5 protein-coding genes and 1 pseudogene are annotated in these 12,766 nt (G+C 63.2%); 3 read left to right on the forward strand and 3 right to left on the reverse strand.

The window, feature by feature from the left end:
* Positions 1 to 167: 167 nt before the first annotated feature.
* Positions 168 to 4,073 (reverse strand): ATP-dependent RNA helicase HrpA, encoded by a 3,906-nt coding sequence (gene hrpA / locus C4Q27_RS04465; protein ID WP_104886546.1) that lies wholly within the window; start codon positions 4,071 to 4,073, stop codon positions 168 to 170.
* Positions 4,074 to 4,871: 798 nt separating this feature from the next.
* Here hrpA and C4Q27_RS04475 point away from each other — a divergent pair.
* Positions 4,872 to 6,236, forward strand: a complete 1,365-nt coding sequence (locus C4Q27_RS04475; RefSeq protein WP_010955221.1) for a glutamine synthetase family protein — start codon at positions 4,872 to 4,874, stop codon at positions 6,234 to 6,236.
* Between the two features lie 24 nt (positions 6,237 to 6,260).
* On the forward strand, positions 6,261 to 7,568 hold the full coding sequence (locus C4Q27_RS04480; RefSeq protein ID WP_064491823.1) for an FAD-binding oxidoreductase: 1,308 nt from the start codon (positions 6,261 to 6,263) through the stop codon (positions 7,566 to 7,568).
* 286 nt (positions 7,569 to 7,854) lie between these two features.
* On the opposite strand, the gene fadD1 is transcribed toward C4Q27_RS04480, so the two are convergent.
* The gene (gene fadD1, locus C4Q27_RS04485) at positions 7,855 to 9,552 is read right to left on the reverse strand and encodes a long-chain-fatty-acid--CoA ligase FadD1 (protein WP_003254620.1); all 1,698 of its coding nucleotides are present in this window, start codon (positions 9,550 to 9,552) and stop codon (positions 7,855 to 7,857) included.
* Between the two features lie 331 nt (positions 9,553 to 9,883).
* Positions 9,884 to 11,571 (reverse strand): annotated as a pseudogene (fadD2, locus tag C4Q27_RS04490) (long-chain-fatty-acid--CoA ligase FadD2).
* Positions 11,572 to 11,789: 218 nt separating this feature from the next.
* Between fadD2 and C4Q27_RS04495 the strand changes: the two are divergent.
* On the forward strand, positions 11,790 to 12,734 hold the full coding sequence (locus C4Q27_RS04495) for an alpha/beta hydrolase (protein WP_020190616.1): 945 nt from the start codon (positions 11,790 to 11,792) through the stop codon (positions 12,732 to 12,734).
* The last annotated feature ends 32 nt before the right edge of the window (positions 12,735 to 12,766 follow it).

Genomic DNA, 12,766 nt, shown 5'->3' on the forward strand with positions numbered 1-12,766 from the left:
CCTCTGGTCAAAGGCCATCGCCACGGGGCGCTGGCTGGAAACATGACAGGTTAATGGCACTTTAGTGCCAATTCAGGGGCATACGTTTACCCCCGCGCGGCGGGCTTATCCGCCAAGGGCCGCAAAGCGGCCCCAAACGCCCCAAAGTTTGCCACAAATAATGGAGGTTAGCCTTCCACCTGACTCCATTGTTTGCTCAATCGCTTGTCAGAAATCGGCACCTTGGTCCCCAACTGCTGGGCAAACAGCGACACTCGATATTCTTCCAGCCACCAGCGGTACACGGTCAGTTGCTCATCGCGCTTGCCTTCCTGGGCATGCTTGTCGGCACGGGCCTTGTACTGCGCCCACAGGTTGGCCAATTCGCCGCTCCACACCCGGTCCTTCTGTACTTGCGAGCCGAGTTTCTCGAGGCGCAATTCAACCGCCTTGAGGTAACGCGGCAACTCCTTGAACCACACCCCAGGCGTTTCGCGTACGAAGCCCGGGTACACCAGGTTGCCTAGCTGCTGCTTGATGTCGTTCAGTGCCACCGCTTGGCTCAGGTCGATCTTGCCCTTGAAGCGTTTCTGCAGACCATGCCACAGCTTCAGCACTTCCAGGGTCTGCCTTGCCAGGCGCTCGGCATGCTCGGCCCAGCTGCCGCGCTTGCGTTCAGCCAGCGCGGCCAAGGCCGCACCATCACGTGGCAACGGTTGTTCGCCTTCAAGGATGCAACTGTCCAGGCTGGCCAGCAGAATGTCTTCGACCAGCGCCTCTACCCGCCCCATTTCACGGTACAGCAGGCCCAGCTCGGTCAACCCCGGCAGCTTGCCGCGCAGGAACTTGGCCGGCTCGGCCAGTTGCTGCAGCAACAGCCGTTGCAAGGCGCGGCGGTGCTGAAACTCGGCTTCGGCCTGGGTCGAGAAGCGCCCTTCACGCACAGTGCCGTTGTCTTCCACCAGCGCCGGGTACACGGTCATCGACAGGCCGGCGATCTTCTGCTGGGCGGTCTGCTTCACTTCGCTGAAGGCCTTGGCCTGCACCGGCTGCTCACCCTTGGCGTCACGCGGCACGGCCAGGGCAGCCTGGCTGGCGGCAGCAAAGCGCGCGGTCAGTTCCGCCAGGTCGCGGCCTTCGCCAAGGAACTTGCCCTGGCCATCGACCACTTCGATGTTCATGCGCAGGTGGCCCTCGACCTGGTTGACCGACTCGTCCCAGGCCTCATCCGACACACGCGCACCGGTCATGCGCAGCAGCTCCTGGCCCAGGGCCTGTGGCAGCGCCCCTTGGCCGAAGGTCATGCGCGCCAGCGAAGCCTTGACGAAGTCTGGCACCGGGACAAAGTTCTTGCGCAGGGCCTTGGGCAGGTTGCGCACCAGCGCCACGCACTTGGCCTCCAGCAGGCCCGGCACCAGCCACTCCAGGCGCTCGCCCGGCAGGCTCGGCAACAGCGGTGCCGGCACCCGCACCGTTACACCATCACGGGGGTGGCCGGGCTCGAAGTGGTAGCTCAGCGGCAGGCGCAGATCGCCCACCTGCATACTGTCGGGATACTGTGCGGCGGTCACTTCGCTGGCCTCGCGGGCCAGCACGTCCTCCTCGCGCATGATCAGCAGGTTGGCGTCCTTCTGGCTGCCCATGCGGTACCAACTGTCGAAGGTCGCCGTCTGGTGGATTTCCGCCGGCAGGCGCGCGTCGTAGAAAGCGTACAGCGTTTCTTCGTCAGCCAGGATGTCACGCCGGCGAGCCTTGGCTTCCAGCTCGTCCAGCTCTTCAAGCAGGCGCTTGTTGGCCGCCAGGCACTTGGCCCGCGACTGGATTTCGCCACCCACCAGGCCTTCGCGGATAAACAGCTCGCGCGAGGTCGCCGGGTCGATCGGGCCGTAGTGCACTGGCCGGCGGCCGACCAGGATCAGCCCGTAGAGGGTGATCTGCTCGTAGGCCACTACCTGCCCGCGCTTCTTCTCCCAGTGCGGCTCGAAATGGTTTTTCTTGATCAGGTGGCCGGCCAGCGGTTCGATCCAGTCCGGCTCGATCTTGGCCACCATGCGCGCATACAGCTTGGTGGTTTCGACCAGCTCGGCAGCCATGACCCACTGCGGGCGCTTGCGCCCCAGGCCCGACGAAGGATGCACCCAGAAGCGCCGCTGACGGGCGCCCTGGTAGTCGCCCTCTTCGGTCTTCTGGCCAATCTGGCTGAGCAGCCCGCTGAGGATTGCCTTGTGCATCTTCTGGTAATCGGTCGGTTCCTTGTTCACCGTCAGCTGCAGGTCACGGCAAATCAGCGCCAACTGACGATGAGCATCGCGCCACTCGCGCAGCCGCAAGTAGTTCAGGAACTGCTTGCGGCACCAGTTGCGCAGCGGGTTGGCGGTCAGCGCCTGGCGTTGTTCCTCGAAGCCGCGCCACAGGTTGACCAGTGCAGCGAAGTCCGAGTCCACGTCCTTCCACTGTGCGTGCGCCTGATCGGCGGCCTGCTGGCGTTCTGGAGGGCGTTCACGCGGGTCCTGCACCGACAGCGCGCTGGTGACGATCAGCACTTCCTGCAGGCTGCCCAGGCGCGCGCCTTCAAGCAGCATGCGGCCCAGCCGCGGATCGATCGGCAAGCGCGCCAGCTGGCGGCCAATTGGCGTCAGCTGGTTCTCGCGGTTGACCGCCGAAAGCTCCTGCAACAGGTTGAAGCCGTCGCTGATGGCTTTGCCATCCGGCGGCTCGATGAACGGGAAGGCATCGATTGCGCCCAGGCGCAGGTGCAACATCTGCAGGATCACCGCCGCCAGGTTGGTGCGCAGAATCTCCGGGTCGGTAAACGCTGGCCGGCTGTTGAAGTCCTCTTCGCTGTAGAGACGCACGCAAATGCCCGGCTCGACCCGGCCGCAACGGCCTTTACGCTGGTTGGCACTGGCCTGTGACACTGCCTCGATCGGCAGGCGCTGGACCTTGGCGCGGTAGCTGTAGCGGCTGATGCGCGCAGTACCGGTGTCAATCACATAGCGGATGCCAGGCACGGTCAGCGAGGTTTCGGCGACGTTGGTGGCCAGCACCACGCGGCGCCCGGTGTGCGGTTGGAAGATACGCTGCTGCTCGGCCGGCGACAGGCGCGCGTACAGCGGCAAAATCTCGGTATGGCGCAGTTGCGCCTTGCGCAGGATCTCGGCGGCATCACGGATTTCCCGCTCGCCCGGCAGGAAGATCAGCACATCGCCCGGGCCCTTGCCTTCGCTGCGTTCGTGCTGCGCCAGCTCGTCGAGGGTGGCAAGGATGGCCTGATCGACGGTTAGGTCGTCCTCGATCTGGTTGCCCTCTTCGTCCTGCTCGCTGGTCAGCGGGCGGTACCAGGTGTCCACCGGGAAGGTGCGCCCGGACACCTCGATGATCGGCGCACCGTCGAAGTGCCTGGAGAAGCGCTCCAGGTCGATGGTGGCCGAGGTGATGATCAGTTTCAGGTCCGGTCGGCGATGCAGCAACGTTTTCAGGTAGCCGAGCAGGAAGTCGATGTTCAGGCTGCGCTCGTGCGCTTCGTCGACGATGATCGTGTCATAGCGTTCAAGGAAGCGGTCGTGCTGGGTTTCGGCCAGGAGGATGCCGTCGGTCATCAGCTTGACCAAGGTATTGGAATCGCTCTGGTCTTCGAAACGCACCTGGTAGCCGACCAGCGCGCCCAAGGGCGTGCCCAGCTCTTCGGCGACTCGCGCGGCCACGCTACGCGCTGCGATCCTGCGTGGCTGGGTATGGGCGATCAACCCATGGCTGCCACGGCCAAGCTCCAGGCAGATTTTCGGCAACTGGGTCGTCTTGCCAGAGCCGGTTTCGCCGGCGATCACCAATACCTGGTTTTCGGCCAAGGCCTTCTTGATTTCGTCACGCTTGGCGGCGATGGGCAGGTTGTCGTCGTAGCGTACGGTCGGCACGCTCTGCTGACGCGCGGTGACCTGAGCGCAGGAGGCCTGGACCTTCTCCACCCACTGCGCCAGCTTCGCCTCGTCGGGGCGCTTGCGCAGTTCGTGCAGTTGCCGGCGCAGGCGATGGCGGTCGGCAATCATGGCGTGGTCGAGGTTTTGCAGCAGTTTGTCGATGGCGTGGTCAGTCATGGGGCTTTTTAGTGATGCAGGTGAGCCTGCTTTTTCATGATCGGCATTCGGAAAGTCGGGCGATTGTCGCAGATTTGCGGATTCTCTGCTGCCTGCACGCTTCCTGTGGGAGCGGCCTTGTGTCGCGATAGGGCCGCAAAGCGGCCCCAGCAATTTCTGCGTGGTCGCTGATGGCCGGGGTCCGCTACGCGGCCCTTTCGCGACGCAAGGCCGCACAAAGGTGGCGTCCTGGGACAGATTGCACTTGGCGAACGGCAGCGGCGGGTGGCGCAGTTGCTCAAGGCGTGCTCAACGCTCGGTACTTGCGCGGTCTCCTGTGGGAGCGGGCGAGCCCGCGAAGCAGCCACCGCGTTGCATGGCACCGGCCTTGCCGGTGTTCGCGGGCATGCCCGCTCCCACAGGGATCACGCCAGCTTTCAGAAATTGAGCAAGACAGTTGCTCCCACTTTGACCGTGATGCTTTCAACACGAATGTTTAGCCGAGTGCGATGTAAAGGTTGCCATTCACTGCTTTAATCAACCTTACGCCGCATGTGAGTATCAAAGGCATGACTCCCGCCCAGCCCATCGCCCCACCGTCGTCCCGCCCTTCGCTACCGAAGGCCCGGAGCCGTGCCGGGGAAAATCCGCTGGTCCACATCATCCTCGCCTTCTGGGCCTTGTGGCACTGCCGTCACGCGCGCCCACCGGACACCTCGCTCACGCCATTGTGACCAAACCCGGCCAGCGTCTGGCCGTTTGACTCAACCGGGCCGCCTGCTTGCGCGGTGGCCCTGCGCGTCTATGAGCGAATTGATCATGCACTTTGCCCCTGTAGAGCAGGCTACCCGTTTTCTGGCCGACAACCCCGATATCGAGCTGTTCGAACTGTTCATCCTCGACGCCAACGGTGTGCCACGCGGCAAGCTGTTGCACCGCGAGGAACTGCTGGCCGTGTACCAGACAGGCCGGCCACTGCCCAGCACCATCCTTGGCCTGACCCTCAATGGCGACGACGTGGAAAACTCCGGCCTGGTGTGGGACGTCGGCGATATCGACTGCCGTGCCTACCCGCTTGACGGCAGCCTGGTGCGCCTGCCCTGGCGCCGGGTCCCCACCGCCGCAGTGCAGGTGAGCATGCACCCCAGCGAGGGGCTGCCGGCCAGCATCGCGGACCCACGCCATGTGCTGCTGCGCACCATCGAAGCGCTGAAGGCTGACGGTTATCACCCGGTGATGGCCTGCGAGCTGGAGTTCTACCTGCTTGACCAGCAGCGTGATGCCCAGGGCCGCCCACAACCGGCACTGGACAACGATGGCGGCCGCCCACGCAGCACCCAGGTCTATGGCCTGCGCGAACTGGAGCAGATCGAACCGTTCCTCGCCGACCTGTACGCTGCCTGCAAGGCCCAAGGCATCCCGGCGCGCACGGCCATTTCCGAGTACGCCCCGGGCCAGGTGGAAATCACCCTGGAGCATGGCGATGCGCTGCAGGCAATGGACCAGGCGGTGCGCTACAAGCGCCTGGTAAAAGGTGTGGCCCATGCCCACGGCATGCAGGCCTGCTTCATGGCCAAGCCATTCGCCCAACTGGCCGGCACCGGCATGCACATGCACCTGAGCCTGGCCGACAGCGCCGGCAACAACCTGTTCGCCAGCGAAGACAAGGCCGGCACCCCGCTGCTGCGCCAGGCCGTGGCCGGCATGCTGCGCCACCTGCGCGACTCGCTGCTGCTGTTCTGCCCCAACGCCAACTCCTTCCGCCGCTTCCAGGCCAACAGCTATGCGCCCCTGGCGCCAACCTGGGGCGTGGACAACCGCACCGTGAGCCTGCGTGTGCCAGGAGGCCCTGCCAACAGCCGCCATGTGGAGCACCGCATCTGTGGCGCAGATGCCAACCCTTACCTGGCTGCAGCGGCGATCCTTGCTGCCAGCCACTGGGGCATCCGCGAACAGCTTGACCCAGGCGCGCCCGTTGAAGGCAACGGCTATGCCCAGGCCACCGAACACCTGCCCACTGACTGGCTGACCGCACTCGACGCCCTGCAACATTCCGATTGGGCCCGTGAAGCATTGGGCGAAGACTTCCTTGGCGTGTACCTGAAGGTCAAGCGCGCCGAGTACCGCCAGTTCATGGCCGAAGTCAGCGAACAGGACTGGCGCTGGTACCTGCACCAGGCCTGAGCCCCTAAATAACAAGGAACACCCATGAACGCAGCATTGAACAACGGCCCGGCGCAGCGCGCGCCGTCCTACTACAGCGCCACCCTCAACGACCACACTGCGTACCCGCAACTCAAAGGCACGGTGCAGGTGGATGTGGCGATCATCGGCGGTGGCTTTACGGGCGTGGCCACGGCGGTTGAACTGGCCGAGCGCGGCCTGAAGGTCGCCATCGTCGAAACCAACCGTATCGGCTGGGGCGCCAGCGGGCGCAACGGCGGCCAGGTGACCGGCAGCCTGTCGGGCGACGAGGCCATGCGCTCGCAGATGCGCAACCACCTGGGCGCCGAAGTTGACGACTTCATCTGGCACTTGCGCTGGCGCGGGCACCAGGTGATCGAGCAGCGCGTGGCGCGCTATGGCATCGATTGCGACCTCAAGCGTGGCCACCTGCATGCAGCCATGAAGCCTTCGCACATGAACGAACTGCGTGCGTTCGAGGCCGAAGCACAGCGCCGCGGCATGGGCGATCAGGTGCAATTGCTCGATCGCGCTGCAGTGGCCGAGCATCTGCAAAGCCCGCTTTATCTGGGTGCGTTGAAGAACCTGCGCAACCTGCACCTGCACCCACTCAACCTGTGCCTGGGCGAAGCCCGTGCCGCGCATGGCCTGGGTGCACTGATATTCGAAAATTCCGAAGTGCTGGACATCGTCCATGGCCCGCGCCCGGCGGTGGTTACCGCCCACGGCCGGGTGGAGGCACGCCAGGTGATGTTGGCCGGCGATGTGTATCACAAGCTGGAAAAGCGCCAGCTCAAGGGCAAGATCTTCCCAGCCATGGGCGGTATCGTCACCACCGCGCCGCTGGGTGAGCTGGCCGAGCAGATCAACCCGCAGGACCTGGCGGTGTACGACTGCCGCTTCGTCCTCGACTACTACCGCCTGACGGCCGACAAGCGCCTGCTGTTCGGCGGCGGCGCCAACTACTCGGGCAAGGATTCACGGGACATCGAAGGCGAATTGCGCCCCTGCATCGAACGCACCTTCCCGGCATTGAAGGGGGTGCCGATCGAGTTCCAGTGGAGCTGCGCCATGGGCATCGTGGTCAACCGCATCCCGCAGTTGGGCAAGCTGTCGGACAACGTGTGGTACTGCCAGGGTTACTCGGGGCATGGCATTGCCACCAGCCACATCATGGGCGAGATCATGGCCGAAGCGTTGACCGGGACGCTGGAGAAGTTCGACACCTTCGCCCAGTGCAAGCATGTGCGAGTGCCGATGGGGGACTTGCTGGGGAACCCGCTGCTGGCGGCGGGGATGTGGTATTACCAGATGCTCGAGAAGCTGCGCTGAGTTGCGCGGATGTAGGAGCGGGTTTACCCGCGAAAGGGCCGGCCCTGCTGACCGATCTCCACCCGCCGTTCACCGTTGTCGCCACTACCGTATTCGCGGGTAAACCCGCTCCTACCGGGGCTCACAATGTCTGAAGACGGCGCCGCATCTTATTGTGGGGCCTTGTGTCGCGAAAGGGGCGCAAAGCGCCCCCAGCCATCGTTGCATCACCGCCGAAATCCCAGGGCCGCGTCGCGGCCCTTTCGCGACACGAGGCCGCGCCCACACTGAGCGTGCAGGCTTGTGGTCAGGCGATCTTCTTCAAGCCTTGCTTCTTGAGCTCTTCATCACGCAGTTCGCGGCGCAGGATCTTGCCCACGTTGGTGGTCGGCAGCGAATCGCGGAACTCGATGTGGCGCGGTACCTTGTAGCCGGTAACGTTGGCACGCATGTGCTCCATCACCTGCTCCTTGGTCACGGTCATGCCCGGCTTGACCACGATGAAGACCTTGATCACTTCACCCGACTTCTCGTCCGGCACACCGATGGCTGCGCACTGCAGCACGCCCGGCAGGGCCGCCAACACGTCTTCCAGCTCGTTGGGGTATACGTTGAAGCCCGAGACCAGGATCATGTCTTTCTTGCGGTCGACGATGCGCATGTAGCCGTCCGCCTGGATCACGGCGATGTCGCCGGTCTTCAGCCAGCCTTCGCTGTCGAGAATCTCGGCCGTGGCATCTTCACGCTGCCAGTAGCCCTTCATCACCTGCGGGCCCTTGACACACAGCTCGCCCACTTCGCCAAGCGGCAACTCATTGCCAGCGTCGTCGATGACCTTGCACAGGGTCGACGGCACCGGAATACCGATGGTGCCCACCTGGTTCGCTTCCGAGGGGTTCACCGCCGCCACCGGGCTGGTTTCGGTCATGCCATAGCCTTCGCAGATGGCGCAACCGGTAACGGCCTTCCAGCGCTCGGCCACGCTTAGCTGCAAGGCCATACCGCCCGACAGGGTGATTTTCAGCGCCGAGAAATCCAGGGCTCGGAACGCCTCGTTGTTGCACAGGGCAACGAACAAGGTGTTGAGGCCCACAAAGCCGCTGAACTTCCACTTGCCCAGTTCCTTGACCATCGCCGGCAAGTCTCGCGGGTTGCTGATCAGCACGTTGTGGTTGCCGATCAGCATCATCGCCATGCAATGGAAGGTAAACGCATAGATGTGGTACAGCGGCAGCGGGGTGATGAGGATTTCGCAGCCTTCGTGCAGGTTGGCGCCCATCAGTGCACGGCACTGCAGCATGTTGGCCACCAGGTTGCGGTGGGTCAGCATGGCGCCTTTGGCCACACCGGTGGTACCGCCGGTGTACTGCAGCACCGCCACGTCGTTGGCCTGCGGGTTGGCTTCGGTCACGGGCTGGCCCTTGCCCAGCGCCAGGGCGTCATTGAAACGCACGGCCTGCGGCAGGTTGTAGGCCGGCACCATCTTCTTCACGTACTTGATCACGCTGTTGATCAGCAGGCGCTTGAGTGGTGGCAGCAGGTCGGCCACTTCAGTGACGATAACGTGCCTGACCTGGGTTTTGGGCACCACTTTTTCGGCCAGGTGGGCCATGTTGGCCAGGCACACCAAGGCCTTGGCACCCGAGTCGTTGAACTGGTGTTCCATCTCCCGCGCGGTGTACAGCGGGTTGGTGTTGACTACGATCAGCCCGGCACGCATGGCACCGAAGACCGCGACCGGGTATTGCAGGACATTGGGCAGTTGCACGGCAATGCGGTCACCCGGCTTGAGGTCGGTATGCTGCTGCAGCCAGGCGGCAAACGCCCCCGACAACGCATACAACTCGCCATAAGTGATAGTCTTGCCCAGGTTGCTAAAGGCCGGTTTGTCGGCAAAGCGTTGGCAGGATTGCTTGAGTACTGCCTGGATATTGGGGAATTCGTCAGGATTGATTTCCGCCGTAATCCCGGCTGGGTACTTATCCTTCCAAAAATTTTCGATCATGGAAGCCCACTCCTTCAGCAACAGCGAAGTTCGATTCACGCGTCGATGCGCTTATTATTGATATGAGATGACGGTTCGTTGCAAACCGGATCATCTGGAAGCGGGCCGAGAGTAACAGCTTTGTCTGGGGTCGCCTAGAGGCCAAAACAGGCCTTACGGTCACAAAAATGACTCAATGAACAATACAGGTCATTTTTAGAGTAATTATCCAAAATGTCGCAGATAAGGCTGTATAGAGCCTGTTAGAGCGGTTTAAGGCATTCGCGGGTAAACCCGCTCCTACATTGGGCGATGCAGGAGCGGGTTTACCCGCGAAGAAGCCATCCCGGTATCACGCTATATCACGCAACTCCCGCCGCAAAATCTTGCCCACCGGCGTCATGGGCAACGATTCGCGCAGCACGATGTGCTTGGGTACTTTGTAGCCGGTGAAGTTGGCCTTGCAGTAGGCCTTCAGCTCATCAACGCTCAGCCCCCCTCGCGCGGCACCACGAACAGCTTGACCGCCTCGCCGGAACGCTCGTCCGGCACACCGATAGCCGCACAGTTGGCGACCTTGGGATGCCCCATCACCACATCCTCGATTTCGTTGGGGTACACGTTGAAGCCCGAGACGATGATCATGTCCTTCTTGCGGTCGACGATGCGGGTGAAGCCGTCCGGGTCGATCACCGCGATATCACCGGTCTTGAACCAGCCTTCTGCATCCAGTGCCTGGGCCGTTGCCTCGGGCTGCTGCCAGTACCCCTTCATGACCTGCGGGCCTTTGATGCAAAGCTCGCCCCGCTCGCCCAGCGGCAGTTCGTTGCCCTCATCATCGATGACCTTGAACGCAGTACCCGCCACGGGGATGCCCACGGTACCCAGACGCGCCAGCTGGCCGTAGGGGTTGGTGCTGGCCACCGGCGAGGTTTCTGTCAGGCCGTAGCCTTCAACGATGCGGCACCCGGTAAGGTCTTCCCAGCGCTCGGCGGTGGCCTTGACCAGCGCTGTGCCACCAGAGTTGGTGACCTTCAGCGCCGAGAAGTCCAGCTGACGGAAGCCCGGGTGGTCCATCAGTGCGACAAACAGGGTATTGAGGCCCAGCAAGGCAGAGAAACGCCACTTGCCCAGCTCCTTGATGAAGCCGGGAATATCCCGCGGGTTGGTAATCAGCACATTATGGTTGCCGGTGACCATCATGCACATGCAATTCGCGGTGAAGGCATAGATGTGGTACAGCGGCAGCGGCGCGATCATCACTTCCTGGCCGTCCTTCAGCAGCTTCTGCCCATCGGGGCCGTGCTGCGAGAAGCAGGCCAGCACCTGCAGCATGTTGGCCACCAGGTTGCCATGGGTGAGCATCGCGCCCTTGGCCAGGCCGGTGGTGCCGCCGGTGTACTGCAGCACCGCGATGTCATCGAGGTTCAGCGACACCGGTTTGGGCGACAGCCCGCGGCCCTCGCGCAGCACCTGCTTGAACGGCACCGCCTGGGGCAACCGGTAGGCCGGTACCATCTTCTTCAACTTGTCGACCACGGTGTTGACCAGCCAGCCCTTGGCGGCCGGCAGCAGGTCGCCCATCTTTGCCTCGATCAGGTACTCGATACCGGTATCGGGCAGCACCTCCTGCACGCGCTTGCCGAACATGTTCAGGTACACCAGCGCACGCGCGCCACTGTCCTTGAACTGGTGGCGCATCTCGCGCTCGGTGTACAGCGGGTTGGTATTGACCACGATCAGCCCGGCGCGCATGGCACCGAAGACGGCGATGGGGTACTGCAGCACATTGGGCATCTGTACGGCGATGCGCTCACCCGGTTTGAGGTCGGTGTGCTGCTGCAACCAGGCAGCGAAGGCTGCCGAATGGCGCTCCAGTTCCGCGTAGCTGAGGGTCACGCCCAGGTTGCTGAACGCCGGGCGGTCGGCAAAGCGCTTGCAGGAGCGCTCGAACACCTCGACGACCGAGGCGTAGGCATTGATGTCGATGGTGGAAGGCACGCCTGCCGGGCGCTTGTCATTCCAGAAGTCGGCTTGCATTTATTATTGTTCCTCTGCCTGGACCTGCACTGCGTCCTTTAGTCCTTTACCTGACCGCCTGCTGGCGAAAAGGCGTTGATTCGACGTTAGCAGGTAAACCCAAGGTGGCATATACGCCAAGTGCCGCCATTAACATTGTGAATCTTATTTGTGCCCCTCCTGCAATCTGGCCCGTTGTGCATACACTGTTCGGGTAACCGCGCGCACAAGGACCCGCCATGCCTCACGACGCCTTCTGGCTGCCCGCCAGTGAGCACTGCAGCCTGTACGTACACCAATGGCTGCCGGCCACACCGGTAAAGGCCGTGGTGCTGCTGGCCCATGGCATGGCCGAGCATGCCGGGCGCTACCAGCGCCTGGGCCAGGCCCTGAGCGAGGCCGGCTTTGCCCTGTTCGCTGCCGATCAGCGTGGCCACGGGCGCACGGCCGAACTGGGCAACCTCGGCCTGTTCGCCCGCCATCATGGCTGGAATGCCGTGGTCAACGACCTTGGGTGTGTGGCCCAGCACATAGGCCAGCAGTTCCCGTGCACGCCGCTGTTCCTGTTCGGCCACAGCATGGGCAGCTACATCGCCCAGGCGTACCTGCTGCATCACAGTGGCAGCCTGCACGGGGCGATCCTCAGCGGTTCCAACTACCAACCGGCCGTGCTGTACCGCCTTGCGCGGCTGATTGCCCGGCTGGAGTCCTGGCGCCAGGGGCCACTGGGCAAGAGTGCACTGATCGAATGGTTGTCCTTCGGTTCGTTCAACAACGCCTTCAAGCCCAACCGCACGGCCTTCGACTGGCTCAGCCGCGACCCGGGCGAGGTCGATCAGTACGTGAATGACCCGTTGTGCGGCTTTCGCTGCACCAACCAGTTGTGGCTCGATCTGCTGCAAGGCTTGGCGCAGATCAGTCAGCCGGGTAACCTCGCGCAGATCGATCCCAACCTGCCGATGCTGGTGATCGGCGGTGAATGTGATCCGGTCAGTGCCGGCAAGCGTCTCACCCATCTGGCCGACGCCCTGCGCGCGACCGGCAACCGACATGTACAGCTGCGCATCTATCCTGAGGCGCGGCATGAAGTACTCAACGAAACCAACCGTGGCGAGGTCATCGCCGATATTCTCGGCTGGCTGGAACAGGCGCTGGCCCTTGGCCGCCCTGCGCGCAGTGAATGATAGCCGCCCTCGCCCAACGCTTAAGGAAGCAT

Source organism: Pseudomonas sp. SWI36 (assembly GCF_002948105.1).
GTDB lineage: Bacteria > Pseudomonadota > Gammaproteobacteria > Pseudomonadales > Pseudomonadaceae > Aquipseudomonas > Aquipseudomonas alloputida.